Here is a 20,017-nt window from a genome sequence, read left to right as displayed (position 1 = left end):
GCCTGCGGCACCGATCAAACAACCGCCACGCGGGCTGCCTACAACGGATGGTTGTCCTACTAGGCTGGGGCGCGTGGACCTCAACACCGTGCGCACGTTCATCGCCGTGGCCGACAGCGGCCAGTTCCAGCGGGCCGCCGCCGACCTCGGACTCAGCCAGCAGGCGGTGTCCAAGCGGGTGGCGGCGCTGGAGGAGGAACTCGGTGTCGGCCTGTTCGCGCGCACGCCGCGCGGGGCCGAGCTGACGATCGACGGGCAGGCGTTCCTGCCGCACGCACGGGCGCTCCTGTCGGCCGAGGAGCGCGCCGCGGCCTCGGTGCGTCCGGGGACGCGGGCGCTGCGCGTGGACGTCATCGGACGGCGCCTGTGCGTGGCGGGGCTGCTCCGGGACTTCCACAGCGCGCACCGGCAGACGCCACTCGACGTGGTGACCCTGTTCGACGCGGACACGGCGATCGCGGCCCTGCAAGCCGGGGCGATCGACGCCACGTTCCGCTCGGTACGGAACGGCGTGCCGCTGCCGGACGGCATCACCGCGGTACCGGTCTACGACGAACCGCTGCAGCTGTGCACCGGCCGCGCACACCCCTTGGCCCACGCATCGACGATCACCCCGGGCGAGTTGGCGGGCCACCGGATATGGATGCCGGCCAACGCACCCGGCACGGAATGGGCCGCGTACTACGACGAATTGGCCGCCGCCTTCGGCTGCACCATCGAGACCACGGGACCGGACTTCGGCATCGAGGCCCTACTGGACACCATCAGCCAGTCGACCACCCTGGGCACCTTCGTGGGCGAGCACACCCCACGGGTCTGGCCGATGGGCTACGACCTGCGCCGCGTCGTCGTGCACAAGCCCACCCCCGTCTACCGGCACTCCCTGCTGTGGCGAACGGACAACCCACACCCCGGCCTCGCGGCCCTGCGCGAGTATCTGGTGGCACTGGAGGGGCTGCGCCCGGAGGACGAGGTATGGGTCCCGGACTGGGCCAGGCGGGCTCGGTAGTGTCTGACCCCATGCCTCCCCATGCCGCCCCCGATCCCCGCCGCCTCGTCCTCGCCGATTACCCGCATCATCGTGAGATCCCCGCGCGGTTTGCGGATATGGATCTGCAGCGGCATATCAACAACGTTGCCATCGCGTCGTTCTACGAGGACGGGCGGGCGACGCTCAATATGCGCCTCTTCGGTGAGGACCTCATCACGCGTCGCCGGGACTTCCGCTTCGTCGTCCTGGAATCCCGCATGCGCTATCTGAGCGAGGCCCCCTACCCGGCCACCTACGTCGTGGGTGCGGCGGTCACCCGCATCGGCTCGTCATCCGCCGAATACGGCATGGGGCTGTTCCACGACGGCACCTGTGTCGGCCTCTGTGACTCGATCATCGTGCACATGACCGATGCGGGGCCCACCCCGATCCCGCCGGAGCGGCGCGCACTGATGGAGGCATACCAACTCGGCTGACCTCACTCCCAGTTCACCGAATCGGCCGCAAAATATGTCCGCCCCGCCCGCTGCCAGACCGGGGCCTGCGCCGCCAGGCGCCGTGCGTAGTCGTCCCACGCGTAGCTGCCCCGCGGCGCCCAGGCCTTCTCCGCCACCCCGGCCAAACGGGGCAGCAGCAGGAACTCCAGGTCGTCGAAGTTCTCCACGGTTTCGCACCACACCGCGGCCTCGACCCCGGCGATCGCCTCGTCGCCCGGGATGTCGGTGTGGTGTGTCGACGGATCCCAGTCGAGCGCCGATTCCAGCGTGTTGCCCGGGTACACCTGGAGCCCGAGGCGGGCGCGGAGTTCCTCTTGCGCGGCCGGGCCCGCGTCGCGGTAGGGCTGGTCGAGGTACGCGACGGCGTTCGGCGACAGCAGGATCCGCGCCCCGTCCTTGAGCGCCGCGGTGACGTCGTGCTCCGCCTTGGCGAACATCTCCAGCAGCATCGGCAGCAGCACCTCGTGGAAGTTCTCCGGCAGCTCCATTCCGGCGGGCAGGTTCGCGAAGTCCAGGGCGTCCGGGTCGATGCTCGTGCTGCTGATCCAGTGCTGCGCGACGTCGCCCGGCGCGAGTCCGGCGCGGGCGGTCTCCTGCCAGCCGACGACGCGCTTGCCCAGCGAAGCGGTGATGCCGCGCATGCCGGCCACGAACCGGCGGTACGCGTCCTCGCCGATGACCGCCTCGTCTCCGCCGATGTGCACGAAGCGGCCGGGGGTCAGGGCGGCTACCTCGGTGAGCACGTCGGTGAGGAACGGCCACGTGGCGGGGTTGTCGGGGTCGAGCGAATTGAGCCGGGCGGGATCGCTGCCGGGATCGAGGATGGTGTGCGGGCTGTCGGGATCCCACCCCGTCGGCGCCAGCTCCGGATACGCCGCGAACACGGCCTGGCAGTGCCCCGGGACGTCGATCTCGGGAACGACCGTGACGTACCGCTCCGCGGCGTACCGGACGATCTCCCGGTAGTCGTCCTGCGTGTAGAACCCGCCGGGACGTCCGGCGAACGCGCCGCGGGCGCCGACCCGGGTGAGGTCGGGGCGCGCGTCGATGTGCAGGCGCCAGCCCTGGTCGTCGGTCAGGTGCAGGTGGAGCACGTTGAGCTTGTAGTACGCGAGCAGGTCGATCACGGACTTGACCTGGCCGACGTCGAAGAACGTCCGTGCCACGTCCAGCGACAGCCCACGCCACGCGAACCGGGGCGCGTCGAGGATCCGCTGCGCGGACAGGACGGGGCGCTCGGACGTCCCGGCGAGCTGGCGCAGCGTCGTCAGCCCGCGGGCGATCCCCTCCGCCGCGCCCGCCCACACGCGGACGCCGTCCGCGCCGACGTCCAGCCCGTAGCGTTCGTCGGCCGAGTCGCCGTCCGCCGCCCGCACTCCCGCGGTAGCCGGCAGCCCGTCGAAGTCGGCGGTGTCATCCGTCAGCTCCAGACGAATCGCACCCTCGCCCTCGGCGACGCGCAGCTCCGGCCCGCCGCCCGCCGCCAGCTCGCGGACGAACAGCTCCGCGACGGGCCGGAGTTCCGCAGGTGCGGAGACCGCATCTCCGGGACGGAGCACAAACGCGTCCACCGCGTCGCCGGGACGGGACCGGGCAGGGGCGGGGATCAGTGCGGGCATGACGGGCTCCCGGGGCCGAAACGGGTCGAGGAATTCGACCGTAGAGGGCGCCTGCTTCCCTGGTCAATGACTTTCTCACGGTCATGAAAAAAGAGTCGTGCGGGTGAAGCCGAGCGGGCGAACGGGAGACCTCCCCGTGGGCCGCCTCGCGGAGGAGTGGCGCACCCGCGGGCTGCCCTGGCTGCCTGCCGTCCCGCCGCGGACCCCCGCCTACTCCGCCTCCGGCGCCGCCCCCAGCACCCGGTCCAGATACGCGTTCCCGAACACCCCCGCCGGGTCCACCCGGTCCCGCAGCGCCACGAAATCGTCGAAGCGGGCGTACCGCGGCCGCAGCTGTTCCGCGCCGAGCGTGTGCATCTTGCCCCAGTGCGGCCGCCCGCCGAACGACCCCAGGATGTCCTCGCACGCCCGGAAATACCGCTCGTGCGGCATTCGGTGGTACTGGTGGAAAGCGATGTAGCAGCTCTCCCGCTCGTGCGCGGTCGACAGCCACACGTCGTCGGCCGGCGCGAACCGCACCTCCAAGGGGAACGACACCCTTTCGTCGTTCGCGTCGATCCACCGCTTGATCTCCCGCAGCGCCTCCTGTGCCCGCTCCCGCGGAATGGCGAACTCGCCTTCCAGGAAGCGGACATCACGTACGGAGGCGAAGACGCGGTGGGACAGATCCGTCCACTCGCGCGCCGACATCGCGCGCGCCGCGAACCGGGTGATGCCGGGGATCAGGGCCGGGAACCGGGTCCCGATCCGGTTCAGCGCCTCGAATCCGGTGCCGCTGACCCGTTCGTCGAGCCGCCGCGCGAAGTCGCCGATGGGCTTCAGCGGACTGTCGCCGGGCAGGCGGCGGAAGCGGCGGGTCAGCGTCCGGTCGCTGTGCGGGAACCAGAAGAATTCGAAGTGGTCGTTCCCGTCCGCGAGTTCCTGCATGCGTTCGAGTGTCTCGGCGACCGGCATGCCGGTGTCCCGGGCGTGCAGGACGAACGACGGGACGCACTGCAGCGTGACCTTCGTGAGAATCCCGAGCGCGCCGATCCCCACCCGGGCGGCGGCGAACAGGTCCGGACGCTCCGTCGCCGAGCATGTGACGAGCGAACCGTCGGCGAGGACCATCTCCAGGCCGCGGACCTGCGTGGCGATGCCGCCGTACCGCAGTCCGCTGCCGTGGGTGCCGGTGGAGATGGCGCCCGAGATGGTCTGCCGGTCGATGTCGCCGAGGTTCTCCATCGCCAAACCGTGCGCGGCCAGCACCGGATTGAGCTGCCACAGCGGCATGCCCGCCTCGACGGTCACCAGCCCGGTGCCGCGGTCGACGGACACCAGCCCGGCCAGCCCGCTCATGTCCAGCTGCACACCCGGCGCCACCGCCGCGCCCGTGAACGAGTGCCCGGACCCGACCGCCTTGACCCGCAGGCCGTCGCGCACCGCGCCCTTGACCGCGGCGGCGGCCTCGGCCGGGTCCGTCGGGCGCTCCACGCGCACCGGAGACGCCTGCTCGTTGCCCGCCCAGTTGCGCCAGACACTGCTCATGACGGTGAACCTCCCGGGAGAACGGCGGGCCGCATCCCGCTCGCGGCTCCATCGGAAGGCTGGACTTGGTCGACCGTCCAAGTCAAGGGTTCCGGCCGATCGAATTGGACAAGTGACCTGGACGAGTGTCCAAGACCGGGCGGCCAAACCGCGGCGGCCGGGCACCCGCTGGGATACGTTGGCTCGACGACCCGCGCCACCCGGCGCCGCACAACCCCGGAGACCGCCCATGCCCCGCCGCTCGGCCGAAGAGAGCCGCGAAAACCTGGTCGACGCCGCGATCCGGGTGATGGTCCGGGACGGCGTCGCCGCGGCTTCGACCCGGGCCATCGTCGCCGAGGCCGGCCTGCCGCTCGGCGCGTTCCACTACTGCTTCCGCTCCAAGGCGGAACTCCTGCACAGCGTCATCGAGACGATCATGGCCAAGACGCTGCCGCCGACCGTGACCGACGGCGCCGCGCCGGAGGGCGACGGCCGCCGTGACCCCGCCGCGGTCATCGGCGGCAGCATCGACGCCTACTGGCGCCGCATCCAGGCCGAGCCCGACGAGCAGATGGTCACCTACGAGCTGACCCAGTACGCGCTGCGCCACCCCGAGCTTGCCGATGTGGCGCGTGCCCAGTACCGGCAGTACCGGGACGTCTTCCGCGAGTACCTGGAGACCATCGCCACGGTCGCCGACGTGCGCTGGAACGTCGATGTGGCCGTCCTCGCCCGCTACGGCTTCGGCGTCATGGACGGCCTCACCCTCAACTGGCTCATCGACCGCGACGACGCCCAAGCCCGCGCCGCACTCGACGAGTTCGCGGGCTATCTGATCGCCGCCGCCGAGCCGCGCGGAGACTGAGCGGGGCTCGGCGGCGGCGCGGCTTCCGGCCGCCGGTCGGCCGCTGAGCCTCCAACTCGCTGCCAACCGGACCGGCCACCCGCTATCCGGCCACCTCCACGGACGCCCGTGCCGTCGCGGCGAGTTCCGGCAGCGTCCCGGCGAACTCGGGCAGCAGCCGCACCGCGACCACCCAGGCCTCCACGTCGTCTCCCCAGTGCGCGGCGAACAACTCGGCGAGGTCGGGGCGCGGGGTGCCGGCGTGCCAGTGCGCGCGGTTGACCCGGTAGTCGTCGTGGACGAACAGCTTCAGCGTGTCGCGTGCGGGGCGCAGGTGGGTGAGCACGTCGACGGGGGAGATGCGGCCGTGGACGAGCGCCCCGTCCAGCCAGTCCGGCGCGAGCCGTGCCGGTTCGCCGTACCAGTGCGTGGTGTCGGCCTCGGGAATTCCGGCCTGGAGCAGGTCGATGAGCATCGGCAGCGGGCACTCGGCCCGCGCCGCGAGCGCGTTCCGGATCTCGGTGCGGAACGGGCGCTCGCGGTGCGCGGCCACGATCGCGTCCCACGGCAGCGCGGTGCCTTCGGCCACCAAATGGTCGATCTCGTCGGCGTTTTCCTCCAGCGAGCGGAGCTGCTCGACGATCTCGGCCGCGCTCTCGTGGACGGCGAGCTGGGCCCGCAGCCTGTCGAGGCCGTCGTCCGCGTCGAGTGCCGCGGCGACCGCGAGCGCGGACGCGTCCTCGAACGCCGGTGCGGTCAGCGTCCCGCCGAGTTCCGCCGGGAAGGAGGCCTCGGCGAACACCGCGCGAGCGGCGTCGCGGCCGTGCCGCTCCCAGACCGCGGCGACCACCCGGATCCGGCCCGCCTCGGTCTTCAACGGCACCCGGTTGACCACGACGCGGGCGGTCTCCGGGTCGCCCGACGCGATCATGCACGGCAGCCACTGGCGCAGCTTGTCCCGCTCCAACGCCCACAACTCCGCCGCGGCTGGCGGCACCGGGTCCGCCGGACGGGAACGGCCGGGCAGCCGCAGGATCTTCGGCGGTACGTCCGGACCGGACGCCAGCGCCGCCGTGAACTGCTCGGTCGGCAACGGCGCAGGCTCGCGCTGCTCGACCGCGGACGGCTCGCCGATCCGGGCGGCGACCGCCGCCGCGGCCTCCGGCGGCGCGAACGCGAGCACGAGACCGGCGAGCGACCGGTCGTTGTCGGTCATGGAACTCCTTCGAACGGCTGAACGACGGAACGGCTGGACGACTCAGCGGGCACGACTCAACGGTCGAAGCGCCGAAGCATGCGGGGCACGCCGGAGCACGGGCCGCAGGCGCCCGTTCGGGCGCCTGCGGGGGCGGGGGAGAGGGGGCGGAGGCTCAGACGGTTTCGCCGAGCTTGGCGACGGCGTTGGCCAGCTCCTCCGGGGTGCGCCGGTAGTAGTTGTAGGAGCCGGGGTAGGCGCGGGCCGTGAAGTCGACGTACGTCGCCGCGACGTCCTCCAGCGTGCAGGCGTCCGCACCGATCGTCTCGCGCAGCAGGACGAGGGTCTCCGGCAGCGGGTCGCGGTCCATGCTCACCCGGGACAGCACCGCGTCCAGGCCCTCCTCGCGCACCAGCTCGCGCAGGCGTTCGACCGCCGGGGCGAGCAGCGCGGCGCGGCGGGCGTATCCGTCGGCGGGCGGCTCGGCGGCGGCCTGCGCGAACGTCGGGGCGAGCGCGGCCTTCAGACGTTCCAGCAACTGCTCGATGCCGTCCGGAACCTCCGGGTAGTCCTTGCGGAACTCGTCCGCGTCCACGTCGATGTCGTCCAGGAACGCGGTGGTGACGCGCTGCCCGGCCCACGACGCGTCCGACGACACGAGGCTGCGCAGCAGCAAGTCGGCGGGGAGCGAGCCGGCTTCGGCGAGGAGGACGGCGTCGTACAGGTCCTTGCCCTGCGGATAGGTGTCGGTCACCAGCCACAGCAGCTTCCACGCGAGAGACTGCGCGGGAGTGGCGGCCAGGATGCGGTGCCCGGCGGCGTTGCCGTGGTCCGCGTGGCGGGCCGGTATGTGCGTGAACTCCGGTGTGTGCGGGATGCGTTCGTTGAACACGAAGTCCAGCTGCACGCTGCCCGACGGCAGGCCGTCGGCGTGCCACGGCAGGACCAGGCGACGGCCGGGGACCCGGTCGTACGTCCAGATCTCGTCGCTCGCCGCGCCCGCGGCGTCGATCCGCACCGTGCTGCCGGCGTCCGCCTTCGACACCTCGGCCGCGGCGGCGGCCAGGTCTTCGAGCATGCGGTCGGTGCGCGGCTCCTCCATGACCCAGGTCGGCGGCACGACGACGAAGTCGAGGTCGCGCGGTTCGCGGGCGGCGTCGCCGTACCAGGCCTTGAGCAGGATGCTGCCGCGCAGCACGAGATGCTCGGCCCACGCCGACGAGGCGATGCCGGCGAGGACGTGGTCGAGGGCGCGGTGCCGCGCCGCGTACCAACGCGCGGCGGTCTCGGCGGACGCGAACTGCGGCTCACCGGGCCGCATCGCCCGCGAGTAGTGCTGCAACGCCGGCTCGAACACCGGCCGCTGCACGACACCTTCGCCGCGGACCACGGACAGCGACGTCGGCAGGCCCTGGTTCTCGCGGGTCTCGTCGTCCAGCGGTTCCTGCGGCACGACGTCGGTCTCGGGCCAGGGCCCCCACTCCATCTCGTCCCAGGACGTCGGCCGTTCGTCGATCGTCATGTGCGGTCGCCTCTCCCGTAGTACTTGCCGCTGTCCTTCATGCGCGCGCGGCGGCTTCGTCGATCCAGCCGCGATCCAGTGCCTCGTGGTCGTCGTGGACCACGAACTCCCGTTCCACGGAGTGGATTGCGTAACCACCGTCGCGAAGCTCGGCCGTCAGCGCGGCCAACGCCCGCTCCGCGGTCGCGTCCCCCACTCCGCGGCACCGCTGCGTCACGAACCGCTCGGCTCGGCCGTCGTCACGCACCCGACGGGCATTGTGCGACAGATGCGCGTCGTGCCGCACCGCGATATCCGCCAACTCCCGCGTATCCACAGCGGGTTCCAGAAGCACTTTGACGTGGTGCTCGAAATGGTAGGACGCCGCCATCGCCGCCGCGTCCGCGTCCGTACGCGGCACACCCGGATGCCACGGCGCCGCCTCGATCTTGACCCGCACCACCTCGAACCCGGCACTCCGCGCGGCCCCGGCCCACACCGCCCCGGCACTCCGCGCCGCCTCCAGCGTCGTCCGCGCCCGCACCGTCACCATCGGCTGCGACACGACCTCTCCGCGCCCCAGCACGATGTGCGTCACTCCGGCCCCGCGAGCCCCCGCCCACTCGGCAAGCCGACCCACCTCCGCCTCCGCACACCGCACCGTGACATGCGTCTCGAACTCCCCCGCCACATCGGCGGGAAACGCCACCCCAGACCTGACATCCGTCACCACACACCGATCTTGTCAGCGGGGACCGACACGGACCCGACTCGGCACCCGGACTCGGGCGACACGGCTCCCACCGCCGCTCGGAGAAGCAACCCGAACGGCCTCCTTGTTGCCCATATGGCCTATATAGGCTTAATTGCACCCTGGGTGTGCCTGCGAAAAAATATGCACTCAAAAGGCAAAGCCCACATGTCGGCCATGGATGTCTCGGCCTGCTCGAACGAAAGTCGACGCCTGTGACACGCGGACAATCCTCATGACGGACACGGCCGGGTCCATCGTCCGGGTCGGGGCGGACGGGCGGTTGCTCGGGTTCGACCGGCGTTTCGCGCGCGCCACCGGTCTGGCCCCGGAGGCGCGGGAGAAGCCGCTGACCGAGGTGCTCGGCAGCCGGCTGTCCCCGCGGGCGACCGCGGCCTGGGCCGAACTCGTCGCCGCGGCCCACGCCGAGCCGGACGGGGTGGCCGTGCGGGTGGTCGAGATTCCCGCCCCCGACGGGGCCCCGGTGCCGTGCATGTTCGAGGCACGTGCCGTCGGCGAGGAGACCGAACTGCGTGAGGTGCCCGGCAGCGTGGACGTGGACGTGCAACTGGCCACGTTCCGCCTCGCCGCCACGCTCGGCGGTTTCGGCCTGTGGACCTACGACATCGCCGCGAGCACCTGGCGATGGCACGGCGGTCGGGCGCAGCTCTCGCCGGCCCGCGGCGCCGCGGACTGGATGGCGCGTGTGCACGCCGACGACCGGCCCTCCCTGAAGCGCCTGCAGGCGGCACTGGTCGCGGGAGAACGCACCGAAGCACGTGTCGAGTACCGGCTGCTCGACGCCGCCGGTCAGTGGCATTGGATCGCATCCCATGTGCAGCGCCTGCGTCTGGGCTTGGACGGGCGGGAAGTCCTGGTCGGCGTCAACCGCGACCGGAGCGACGTTGTCGGGGTGCAGGTGGAGGGCAAGCGGCGTCTGGCCGCCGAACGCGAGCGCGGCGCCCGATTGGCCGAGGTCTCGGCGGCGATGATCGCGGCGGTCACCGAGGAGGCCCTGGGCGAGGTGATGATGGCCCGCGTCGCCCCCCTCTTCGGCGGCACCGGAGCCTTCGTGGGGTTCGTCCACGGTGATCGCTTCCGGATGACCAACGCCTCGCGTCCCGACGACATGGCCCTCGCCCGACTCGACGGCACCGCACTCGACGAACGCCGCCCCCTGCATCACGCGATCCGCAGCGGCGAGGCGATCTTCGTCCCCTCGCTGCGCGAGCACGAACTCGCCTGGCCGCACGCCACCGAACTGATCGCGGCGACCGGCGCGCACGCGTACGCGGTGATCCCCTTCGAAGTCGGCAAAGGCCCCATCGGCGCCCTCGTCATCATCTACGACCACGAGCACCACCCGAGCCCGGACGAGCGCGCGCTGATGCGCACGCTGGGGCAACTCGCCGGGCAGGCCGTCGAGCGCATCCGACTCCAGCAGGCGCTGACCGAACTCGCCCGGGCGCTCCAACGCACCATGATGCCCTCCGCCCCGCCGACCGTACCCGGCCTGGAGATCGCCGCCCGATACTCGCCCGCCGCGCACGGGCTTTCGATGGGCGGCGACTGGTACGACGTGGTCCCCGGCGACGACGGCACCGCGCTGCTCAGCATCGGGGACGCCCAGGGACACGACGTGGACGCGGCCGCACACATGGGTCAACTGGTCACCACGGGAAGGGCCTTCGCATCTCACGACCCCACGCCGTCGCTCATCCTCGGCCGCGTCAACAACCTCCTCGCGAGCCTCGGCCGCGACAACTTCGCCACCTGCACGCTGCTGCGCCTCGACCCGGCCACGGGCGAGTGCGCGGTCGCACGGGCGGGCCACGTACCGATGATCGTGATCGACCCCGACGGCACGGCGGACATCCTCGAAACCCCCGGAGGCCCCCTCCTCGGCGCCTTGGAAGGCGCCGAGTACCCGCACCACGAGACGGTGCTGCGGCCGGGAACCATCATCGTGCTGGTCACCGACGGTGTCGTGGAGTCACGCGACATGCCGATCGAGGTCGGCATGCGCCGCGCCGCGGACCGGGCGGCCGCATGTGCGGGCGACGGTGTCGAGGCGATCGCCGACGCGATGCTCGCGGCCGCCGCCGAGACCGGCGGCGAAGACGACGACGCCGCCGTCCTCGTCGTTCGCGTCCCACCCGCCTCGGCGCCGGACGGTCGGTGACCGCGGCCACAAGCTGCTTCCACCGGGTTGAGCCCGGGGCGAACGGTCAGATACCGAACGGGGCCGCGTAGTGGATCGTCCCCGACGGGATGGGCCGCGACGGGTCCAGCGTGAGCACCATCAGAGCGTCCTCCGGGACGTCGATGGTCAGCCCGATGCCGTGGGCGGAAGCGCGGGCGAACCCGAAGCGGGGGTAGTAGTCGGGGTGGCCGAGGACGGCTACGGCGTGTTCGCCTTGGGCGGCCGCGGTGGCCAGGGCCGCGCGGACGGCGGCCGCGCCCGCGCCGGATTTCTGCCGGGCGGGGAGGACCGCGACGGGAGCCAGGCACAGGGCCGGGGTGGTGTCGATGTGGCAGCGGGTCAGGAGGGCGTAGCCGACGGGGGCGTCCGTGTCGTCGACGGCGACGACCGAGAGGCCGTCGATCCAGGCCTGCGGGTCGGCGCGGAGGGCGTCGACCAGGTCGGCTTCTTCCGGGGTGGGGAAGGCGGCTTCGACGATCGCCCGGATGGCGGGGACGTCGGCGGGGGTTTCGGGGCGGGTGGGCCAGGTGGTCATTGCGCATGTATAGCGAATGCCGCACCGCCTGATGCTCTGCGGCTCGGGAAGTACCCGGGGGCGCCGAAGAACCGCCGCCCCCGTTACGGCGCCTGGTGCAGGTGTGTCCGGCGGCCGTCGTGGTCGAACATGCAGAGGATTTCGGCGGGGCCGTCGTCGGAGCCGAAGGCGTGCGGGATCATGGTGGAGAACTCGGCCGCTTCGCCGGTTTCGACGACGATGCGGCGCTCGCCGAGGAGCAGCGTCACCGTGCCGGACAGCACCGTGAACCAGTCGTGCCCGGGGTGTGCGTTCATCGCGTCGGGCCGGGCGGGCTTGGTGAGGCGCATGCGGGCGACGGTCACGCCCTGGGTGCCGGGGCCGCGGCTGAGGATCCAGGTGCTGACGCCGCGCGATTCGTCGTGCCGGGGGCGGATGACCACGTCCTCGTCGTCGACGGTCTCCACGAGCTGGTCGAGCGTGGTGCCGAGGGCGCGGGCGATCGCGGTCAGCTGGTCGAGGCCGATCCGGCGCTGTCCGGTTTCGATGCGGCTCAGCGTCGACGGGCTCAGGTAGCAGCGGGCCGCGAGGTCGTCGAGCGACCAGCCGAGGGCGACCCGCAGCGCGCGGATCCGCTTCCGCACGAGGGTGTCGAGAGCGTCGTCGTCTTGCTTCATACGCAAGATGGTATGTCATCAGCGCAAGAGGCGCTTAGAGTCGAAGCATGGACGAGCGACAGCACCCGAACCACCACGGCCACGCCCACAACCACGCCCACAACCACGCCCACAGCCACGGCTACGGCCGCCACGCCCACGACGCAGCCCCCGGCTCCTTCGGCGACTCGGCCGGCCTGGCCGATCTGCTGGACCTCGACATCGAGATCCTCGACGCCTGCTTCACCGACGTGACCGCGCGCATCCGCAAGGCTTCCGCCGAGCAGCCGCCGCGCCGCCTCGTCGACCTCGGCGCCGGGACCGGCGCCGGCACCCTCTCCCTCCTCGCGCGCTTCCCGGACGCCGACGCGACCGCGGTCGACGTCGACCCGCAGATGCTCGCCCGGCTCGCCGAGAAGGCCGAGCAGCGGGGCCTGGGGGCACGCGTGCGGACGGTGCAGGCCGACCTGGACGCCGCGTGGCCCGAGCTGGGCCCCGCCGACGTGGTCTGGGCGTCCGCGTCGCTGCACCACACCGCCGACCCGCTCCGGGCCCTCGGCGAGATTGCCCGCGTGCTGCGGCCGGGCGGACTGTTCGCCCTGCTGGAGATGGACGGTCTCCCGCGCTTCCTCCCCGACGACGTCGGCTTCGGGAAGCCGGGCCTGGAAGACCGCTGTCACGAGGCCATGGCCAAGGAGACCGCCGACCACGTCCCGCACCTCGGTGCGGACTGGGACACCGTCCTGGCCACGGCGGGCTACGCGGTGGTCGACGCTCACACGTACGACATCCGCCTCGCCGGCGCCGACCTCCCCGAGGCCGCCGGCCGCTACGCCCGCGGCTACCTGAGCCGCGTCCGCGCCGGCCTGGCGGACGCACTGTCACCGGACGACCTTGCGGCCCTCGACCGCCTCGTGGCCGAGGACGGACCCGACAGCGTCCTCCGGCGCGACGACCTGGTCATCCGCACGACGCGGGAACTGCGTTTGGCGCGACCGGCCTGAGCCCCGCCGCGCCGCCGCGGGCGGCCCCCGGCACGTAGCCCGCCGCCGCGCCGGACCTCAGCGCGGCCCTACCTTCTCCCACCCCCGCCGCTCCGCCCGCACCCCCACATTTCGCGGGTCGCGCGCGCGGTAGACGATGTAGGGCCGGAACACGTACTGAATCGGCGCGCTGAACATGTGCACGAGCCGTGTGAACGGGATCAGCGCGAACAGCACCAGGCCGATCACCGCATGGATCTGGTACAGCGTCGGCGCATCCGCCATCAGTTCGGTCTTCGGCTGCAGGTAGAACAGGCTCCGCACCCACACCGCGATCGTGTCGCGGTAGTTGTAGCCGCTGGAAATCGACGAGTGGGCGAGCTTTGCGATCATCCCGAAGGCGATCGCCGCCGCGAGTACGACGTACATCAGCTTGTCGTTGCGCGTCGTGGCCCGGAAGACGGCCCGATTGGTCCTGCGCCGGTAGATCAGCGCGGCGATGCCCAGCAGGGTGAGGGCGCCCGCCGCGGTGCCGGCGAACAGGGACAGCAAGTGATAGGCGTGTTCGGTGACGCCGAGGGAGTCCGTCCACGACTTCGGCACCAGCAGGCCCATCAGGTGTCCGACCAGCACGAAGAGGATGCCGTAGTGGAAGACCGGCGACGCGATCGTGAGGATCTTCGACTCGTAGCTCTCCGACGACCGGGTCGTCCAGCCGAAGCGGTCGTAGCGGTAGCGCCAGACCAGGCCGGACACCAGCAGTGCCACCGCGATGTAGGGGAGGGCGCCCCAGAGGAACGTGCGCATCAGTGGCCTCCGGAGCCGTCCGCGCCGACGATGGGCAGCAAGTCGAGGTGTCCATAGGGGCGTTCCGCATACCCGGCGAGCCCCACCTCTTCGCGCGCCGGACCGCTGCGCGCCAGCGCCCGCGCTTCGGCGCGGTCACGCGGGGATGGGCCGGGCAGTACCGCGCAGACCGCCGCGACGACGTGCGCGTACGGGGTGCCGTGTTCGGCGAGCGCGATCCGCAGCAGTTCCAGCCCCGCCCGGTGCTCGCGCAGCAGCGCGTCCGACCCGGTCGCGGCGGCGAACTCCAGCACCACGGGCAGGAAGTCGGGGAGGTCCTCGCCCGTCGGCTCTAGCCCGTGTGCGCGGTAGGCCTCCTTGAACCGCACGAGCGACGTGCCGCGGCGGCGCGTGTCGCCGTCCGTCCACCAGCTCAGATACAGGCAGTGCCGGTTCTTGAAGTCGAACACGTCGACGTAGTGCGCGGCGAGATCGCCGACGGGGGTGGACACGGCATGGTCGACGAACGGCCGCAACGTCGCTCCGCCTCGTCCCGTGGCATCCAACGCGGAGGATACCAAGGGCAGTTCGGCGGCAAACGCCTCGTCCGGATAGGCCAGACACCGCGCCGCGGCCTGGCACAGTACCCGGTCGGCGTGGGGCAGAAGGCCGCTCACAGGTCCTCCTCCCGGTCGGCGGTCTGCCGACGCCGCGTGAGATGGAACGCCTCGATCGTGACCAGCGGCAGCCGCCGGTGCCCGACCTTGGTCTCCGAGCCCGAACTGTCCCCGAACGGGCCCGGCGCGTCCTCGTAGACCCCGTCGTCGACGCTGCAGCCCGATCCGACCGCGGATTCCTCCAAGCGGTGCGCGTCGGCCATCGCCGCCGTCGGGATGACGTAGCGGTCGTCGTACCTGGCGACCGCCAGCAGGTGGTAGAGCGCCTCGATGCGTTCCGGGGCCAGCCCGAGGGCCGCCGCGGGCGCCAGGTCGGGTTCCCGGCCGAGGTTGACCGCACGCATGAACGACCGCATCACCGCGAGGATTTCCAGTGACCGGCGGACCGGCTCGGGGTCGCCCGCGGTGAACAGTTCGGCGAGGTATTCGAGCGGGATGCGCAGCGTGTCGATCGCGCCGAACAGATTGACCGGGTCCTCGCCGTCGTGCCCGCTCTCGGCGAGCGCCTCGACGACCGGGGAGAGCGGCGGGATGTACCAGACCATCGGCAGCGTGCGGTATTCCGGGTGCAGCGGCAGCGCGACGCGGTAGTCCTTGATGAGGGTGTGGACGGGGGACCGGCGTGCGGCCTCCATCCACTCGAAGGGGATCCCGGCCGCCTCCGCGGCACGCCCCACCTCGGGGTCGTGCGGGTCGAGGAAGACCTCCAACTGGGCTTCGTACAGGTCCTTCTCGTCGGGTTCCGCGGCCGCGGCGGCCACCCGGTCGGCGTCGTACAGCATCACGCCGATGTACCGCAGCCGTCCCACGCAGGTCTCCGAGCAGACCGTCGGCAGGCCGACCTCGACGCGCGGATAGCAGAAGTGGCACTTCTCGGCCTTGCCGGTGCGGTGGTTGAAGTACACCTTCTTGTACGGGCACCCGGTCACGCACTGCCGCCACCCGCGGCACCGGTCCTGGTCGACGAGCACGATGCCGTCCTCGACCCGCTTGTACAGCGCCCCCGACGGGCACGAGGCGACGCAGGACGGGTTGAGGCAGTGCTCGCAGATCCGCGGCACGTAGAACATGAAGGCTTCTTCGAAGGCGAACTTGACCTTGTCGCCGATCCGTTCCACCACCGGGTCCGCCGAGCCGTGCTCGGTCGCGCCGCCGAGGTCGTCGTCCCAGTTGGCCGACCACTCGACGGCCATCGGCTCGCCGGTGAGCACCGAACGCGGCTGCGCGACGGGGTAGTCGTCGCCGAGCGGCGCCTTCGTGAGCTGGTCGTAGTCGTACGTCCAGGGCTCGTAGTAGTCCTTGATCTCGGGCAGCACCGGGTTGGCGAAGATCGTGGCGAGCTTCTTGAACCGGCCCCCGGCCTTGAGCTTGAGCCGGCCGCGCCGGTCGAGCGCCCAGCCGCCCTGCCAGCGGTCCTGGTCGCTCCAGCGGCGCGGGTAGCCCTGTCCGGGGCGGGTCTCCACGTTGTTGAACCACACGTACTCGACGCCGCCGCGGTTGGTCCACGTCTGCTTGCAGGTGACCGAGCAGGTGTGGCAGCCGATGCACTTGTCGAGGTTCATGACCATCGCGACCTGGGCCATAACGCGCATGGGTCAGTACTCCACCTTCCGGGTGCGGCGGCGGACGACGGTGACTTCGTCGCGCTGGTTGCCGGTGGGGCCGAGGTAGTTGAACGCGAACGACAGCTGCGCGTAGCCGCCGACCAAGTGGGTCGGCTTCAGCAGGATCCGGGTCAGCGAGTTGTGGATGCCGCCGCGCTTGCCGGTCGTCTCCGCCTTGGGGGTGGCGACGGTGCGGTCCTGCGCGTGGTGCATGTAGACGGTCCCGGCCGGCATGCGGTGCGACACGATCGCGCGCGCCGCGACCACGCCGTTGCGGTTGACCGCCTCGATCCAGTCGTTGTCGCGCACGCCGATCGCGGCGGCGTCCTGCGGCGCCATCCAGATGACCTGGCCGCCGCGCGACAACGCGAGCATGAACAGGTTGTCCTGGTACTCGGAGTGGATCGACCACTTGTTGTGCGGCGTCAGATAGCGGACGGTCACTTCGCGTTGCCCGTCGGGCCCGAGCCGCGGTTCGCCGAACAGCCGGTGCATGTCCAGCGGCGGCCGGTACACCGGCAGCGCCTCGCCGAGTTCGTGGATCCAGTCGTGGTCGAGGAAGAAGTGCTGGCGCCCGGTGAGGGTGTGCCAGGGCTTGAGGTGCTCGACGTTGACGGTGAACGGGCTGTAGCGGCGGCCGCCGGTCTCGCTGCCCGACCACTCCGGGGACGTGACGACCGGCACCGGCGCGGCCTGCGTGTCCGCGTAAGTGACCCGCTTGCCTTCGTTCTCCGCCGCGAGCGGCGTCAGATCCCGCCCCACCCGCTCCGACAGCGCGGCGAAGCCTTGGACGGCCAGGCGGCCGTTGGTCGTTCCGGACAGCGCGAGGATCGTGTCGCAGGCCTTGACCGCCGTGTCCAGCAGTGGCCGGCCGTCCGCGGGGCCGCCGCGGGCTGTCCCGTTGGTGGCCTTGAGCAGCTCGACTTCCCGGTCGGGCAGCAGGGTGAGGCCCTTGGCGGGCAGGCCCTTCGTCTCCACGAGCGGGCCCAGTGCCGCCATCTTCGCGGCGACGGCCGGGTAGTCGCGCGCCACCACGGTCAGCGCCGGCATCGTCTTGCCCGGGATCGGCGGGCATTCGCCGCGCCGCCAGTCCAACGCGACCCCGCCCGGCTGCCCGGTCTCGCCGGGCGTGTCGTGCTGCAAGGGGGTGGCCACGATGTCGGTGCGCACGCCGAGGTGGTCGGCCGCCAGTTCGGAGAACCGGGCGGCGATCGCGTGGAACGCGTCGAAGTCGGTGCGCGCCTGCCACGGCGGATCCACCGCGGGAGTGAACGCGTGCACGAACGGGTGCATGTCGGTGGTCGACAGGTCGTGCTTCTCGTACCAGGTCGCGGCGGGCAGCGTGATGTCCGACAGCAGCGTCGACGACGTCATGCGGAAGTCCAGCGACAGCAGCAGATCGAGCTTGCCTTCCGGGGCTTCGTCCCGCCAGACGACGTCGCGCGGCCGGGCGTCCGGGGGCGCCTCCTCGGCGCGCAGGCTGTGGTGCGTGCCCAGCAGGTGCTTGGCGAAGTACTCGGCGCCCTTCGCCGACGAACCCAGCAGGTTCGCCCGCCACAACGTCAGCACCCGCGGCCAGTTCTCCGGCGCGTCCGGGTCCTCGCACGCGAACCCCAGCCGCCCGGCGGCCAGTTCGCCCGCCGTGTACGGCACCGGGTCCACGCCCATGGCGGCCGCCTCGTCGGCGAGGTCGAGCGGGTTGCGGTCGAACGTCGGATACGACGGCATCCACCCCGACCGCGCCGACTGCGCCAGGCAGTCCGCGACCGTCATCTCCGCGAACCGGCCCTCGCCCAGCGGCGAGGCCAGCACGTCGGCCGGGAACTTGTCGTAGCGCCACTGGTCGGAGTTGAGGAAGAAGAACCCGGTGCCGATCATCTGGCGCGGCGGACGCTGCCAGTCCGTCGCCCCGGCGAGCGTCGCCCAGCCGGTGGACGGGCGGCACTTCTCCTGACCGACGTAGTGCGCCCAGCCGCCGCCGTTGCGGCCCTGGCAGCCGGTCAGGGTGAGCAGCGCGAGGAACGCCCGGTAGATCGTCTCGGAGTGGAACCAGTGGTTCGTGCCCGCGCCCATGAGGATCATGCAGCGGCCGCGCGTCTCCTCCGCGGTACGGGCGAACTCGCGGGCGATGCGCACGCACTTGGCGGCGGGGACGGAGGTGAGCTGCTCCTGCCAGGCGGGCGTGCCGGGCGCGTCGGCGTCCTCGTACGACGCCGGCCAGTCGCCGGGCAGGTGCGGGCGGGCCACGCCGTACTGGGCGAGGAGCAGGTCGAACACAGTCGTCACCAGGCGGCCGCCGGCCTCCGCGACCGGCACGCCGCGCCGCACGACCGGGTCGCCGGTGCCGTCGAAACGCGGCAGCAGCACCTCGGCCGCATTGCCGGCCCCGTGCAGGGACAGCCGCGGCCGGATCGCCCCGAGGTCCAGGTTCCAGGCACCCTTGCCGGACTCGGTCCACCGGAAGCCGACGGAGCCGCCGGGCACGGCGGGCGCGTCCGCGGCCTCGTCCCACACCGCGGTCTTCCACTCGGCGCCCTCGCCGGTGTCGCCGAGGTCGCTCGCGCGGAGGAACTTGTCGGGGACGTACCCGCCGTCCTTCTCCCGCAGCGTCACCAGGAACGGCAGATCGGTGTACGTACGCACGTAGTCGGCGAAGAACGGCACCTGCCGGTCGACGAAGAACTCCTTGAGCAGCACATGCCCCATGCCCAGCGCCAGCGCGCCGTCGGTGCCCGGATGCGGGTGCAGCCACTCGTCGGCGAACTTCGTGTTGTCCGCGTAGTCCGGCGACACCACGACGACCTTCTGGCCGCGGTAGCGCGCCTCGGCCATCCAGTGCGCGTCCGGCGTGCGGGTCACCGGGACGTTCGAGCCCCACATCATCAGGTACGCGGCATCCCACCAGTCGCCCGACTCGGGGACGTCTGTCTGATCCCCGAAGACCTGCGGCGACGCGACCGGGAGGTCGGCGTACCAGTCGTAGAACGACAGCATCGGCGCGCCGATCAGCGACATGAACCGGGCGCCGGACGCGTGCGACACCATCGACATCGCGGGGATCGGCGAGAAGCCCGCGATCCGGTCCGGGCCGTACTTCTTCACCGTGTGCACGTGCGCGGCGGCGATGATCTCGACCGCCTCGTCCCACGAGACCCGCACCAACCCGCCCTTGCCGCGGGCGCGTTGGTAGCGGCGGCGGCGCTCCGGGTCGTCCTGGATGTCGGCCCACGCGTCCACCGGGTCGCCGAGGCGCGTCTTCGCCTCGCGGTACATGTCGACGAGGACGCGGCGCGCGTACGGGTAGCGCACCCGGGTGGGGGAGTACGTGTACCAGGAGAACGCGGCACCGCGCGGGCAGCCGCGCGGCTCGTACTCGGGGCGGTCCGGGCCCACCGACGGGTAGTCGGTGCCCTGGGTCTCCCACGTGATGATGCCGTCCTTGACGTACACCTTCCACCGGCACGAGCCCGTGCAGTTCACGCCGTGCGTCGAGTACACGACCTTGTCGTGGCTCCACCGGTCGCGGTAGAAGACGTCGCCCTCGCGGCCGCCGGTCACCCGCACGCTGTGCAGGTCCGCCGCGGTCTGCGCGTCGCGCCGCAGGAACCGGCCGGTGCGCAGCAGCATCGCGTCCGGCTCCGTCGGTACGTCCTGCGGCACCGCTGCCTCCCGGGCGATCGGCTCGGC

General features: G+C 71.8%; 16 protein-coding genes. 5 read left to right on the top strand and 11 right to left on the bottom strand.

Annotated elements, in window-relative coordinates; all coding sequences use genetic code 11:
• The first annotated feature begins 73 nt into the window (after positions 1–73).
• Both ABEA93_RS38250 and ABEA93_RS38245 read left to right on the top strand, forming a co-directional pair.
• Complete coding sequence (locus ABEA93_RS38250; protein WP_345680583.1) at positions 74–1,009, top strand: LysR family transcriptional regulator; 936 nt, start codon at positions 74–76, stop codon at positions 1,007–1,009.
• 11 nt (positions 1,010–1,020) lie between these two features.
• Positions 1,021–1,467, top strand: a complete 447-nt coding sequence (locus ABEA93_RS38245) for an acyl-CoA thioesterase (protein WP_345680582.1) — start codon at positions 1,021–1,023, stop codon at positions 1,465–1,467.
• 2 nt (positions 1,468–1,469) lie between these two features.
• Here the strand turns inward: ABEA93_RS38245 and ABEA93_RS38240 are convergent, their stop codons facing one another.
• Entirely contained in the window at positions 1,470–3,107 is a 1,638-nt protein-coding gene (locus ABEA93_RS38240) for a family 20 glycosylhydrolase (RefSeq protein ID WP_345680581.1), read from the bottom strand.
• Positions 3,108–3,317: 210 nt separating this feature from the next.
• Positions 3,318–4,634, bottom strand: a complete 1,317-nt coding sequence (locus ABEA93_RS38235) for a D-arabinono-1,4-lactone oxidase (RefSeq protein WP_345680580.1) — start codon at positions 4,632–4,634, stop codon at positions 3,318–3,320.
• Positions 4,635–4,863: 229 nt separating this feature from the next.
• On the opposite strand from ABEA93_RS38235, the gene ABEA93_RS38230 reads away from it, so the two are divergent.
• Complete coding sequence (locus ABEA93_RS38230) at positions 4,864–5,481, top strand: TetR/AcrR family transcriptional regulator (protein ID WP_345680579.1); 618 nt, start codon at positions 4,864–4,866, stop codon at positions 5,479–5,481.
• Between the two features lie 82 nt (positions 5,482–5,563).
• Here the strand turns inward: ABEA93_RS38230 and ABEA93_RS38225 are convergent, their stop codons facing one another.
• The 3 genes from ABEA93_RS38225 to ABEA93_RS38215 form a co-directional block, all read right to left on the bottom strand.
• Positions 5,564–6,676, bottom strand: a complete 1,113-nt coding sequence (locus ABEA93_RS38225) for a hypothetical protein (RefSeq protein WP_345680578.1) — start codon at positions 6,674–6,676, stop codon at positions 5,564–5,566.
• Between the two features lie 154 nt (positions 6,677–6,830).
• Positions 6,831–8,177, bottom strand: a complete 1,347-nt coding sequence (locus ABEA93_RS38220) for a nucleotidyl transferase AbiEii/AbiGii toxin family protein (protein ID WP_345680577.1) — start codon at positions 8,175–8,177, stop codon at positions 6,831–6,833.
• Positions 8,178–8,214: 37 nt separating this feature from the next.
• Entirely contained in the window at positions 8,215–8,754 is a 540-nt protein-coding gene (locus tag ABEA93_RS38215; protein ID WP_345680576.1) for a hypothetical protein, read from the bottom strand.
• Between the two features lie 388 nt (positions 8,755–9,142).
• On the opposite strand from ABEA93_RS38215, the gene ABEA93_RS38210 reads away from it, so the two are divergent.
• The gene (locus tag ABEA93_RS38210) at positions 9,143–11,089 is read left to right on the top strand and encodes a SpoIIE family protein phosphatase (RefSeq protein WP_345680575.1); all 1,947 of its coding nucleotides are present in this window, start codon (positions 9,143–9,145) and stop codon (positions 11,087–11,089) included.
• A gap of 46 nt (positions 11,090–11,135) precedes the next feature.
• Here ABEA93_RS38210 and ABEA93_RS38205 read toward each other — a convergent pair whose 3' ends face one another.
• Together ABEA93_RS38205 and ABEA93_RS38200 are read right to left on the bottom strand one after the other, a co-directional pair.
• A complete protein-coding gene (locus tag ABEA93_RS38205) occupies positions 11,136–11,645 on the bottom strand; it encodes a GNAT family N-acetyltransferase (RefSeq protein WP_345680574.1) in 510 nt (169 codons plus the stop codon).
• 83 nt (positions 11,646–11,728) lie between these two features.
• Positions 11,729–12,301: a helix-turn-helix domain-containing protein gene (locus tag ABEA93_RS38200; RefSeq protein WP_345680573.1), complete on the bottom strand. Its 573-nt coding sequence runs from the start codon at positions 12,299–12,301 to the stop codon at positions 11,729–11,731.
• 47 nt (positions 12,302–12,348) lie between these two features.
• Between ABEA93_RS38200 and ABEA93_RS38195 the strand changes: the two genes are divergently transcribed.
• Positions 12,349–13,284: a class I SAM-dependent methyltransferase gene (locus tag ABEA93_RS38195; RefSeq protein ID WP_345680572.1), complete on the top strand. Its 936-nt coding sequence runs from the start codon at positions 12,349–12,351 to the stop codon at positions 13,282–13,284.
• Positions 13,285–13,341: 57 nt separating this feature from the next.
• Here ABEA93_RS38195 and narI read toward each other — a convergent pair whose 3' ends face one another.
• From narI to ABEA93_RS38175, 4 genes are read right to left on the bottom strand one after another with little or no spacing between them, the layout of a single operon-like run.
• Positions 13,342–14,070 carry a respiratory nitrate reductase subunit gamma gene (gene narI / locus ABEA93_RS38190; protein WP_345680571.1) on the bottom strand — a complete coding sequence of 243 codons (729 nt, stop codon included), beginning with the start codon at positions 14,068–14,070 and terminating at the stop codon, positions 13,342–13,344.
• Complete coding sequence (gene narJ, locus ABEA93_RS38185; protein WP_345680570.1) at positions 14,070–14,726, bottom strand: nitrate reductase molybdenum cofactor assembly chaperone; 657 nt, start codon at positions 14,724–14,726, stop codon at positions 14,070–14,072. The genes narI and narJ overlap by 1 nt, the downstream gene beginning before the upstream one ends.
• Positions 14,723–16,318 (bottom strand): nitrate reductase subunit beta, encoded by a 1,596-nt coding sequence (narH, locus tag ABEA93_RS38180; protein ID WP_345680569.1) that lies wholly within the window; start codon positions 16,316–16,318, stop codon positions 14,723–14,725. The genes narJ and narH overlap by 4 nt, the downstream gene beginning before the upstream one ends.
• 3 nt (positions 16,319–16,321) lie before the next feature.
• A complete protein-coding gene (locus tag ABEA93_RS38175) occupies positions 16,322–19,957 on the bottom strand; it encodes a nitrate reductase subunit alpha (protein WP_345680589.1) in 3,636 nt (1,211 codons plus the stop codon).
• Between the last annotated feature and the right edge of the window lie 60 nt (positions 19,958–20,017).

The organism is Yinghuangia aomiensis (genome assembly GCF_039542225.1).
In the GTDB taxonomy this organism is placed as follows: domain Bacteria; phylum Actinomycetota; class Actinomycetes; order Streptomycetales; family Streptomycetaceae; genus Yinghuangia; species Yinghuangia aomiensis.
This window is presented reverse-complemented; position numbering and strand designations above follow the sequence as displayed.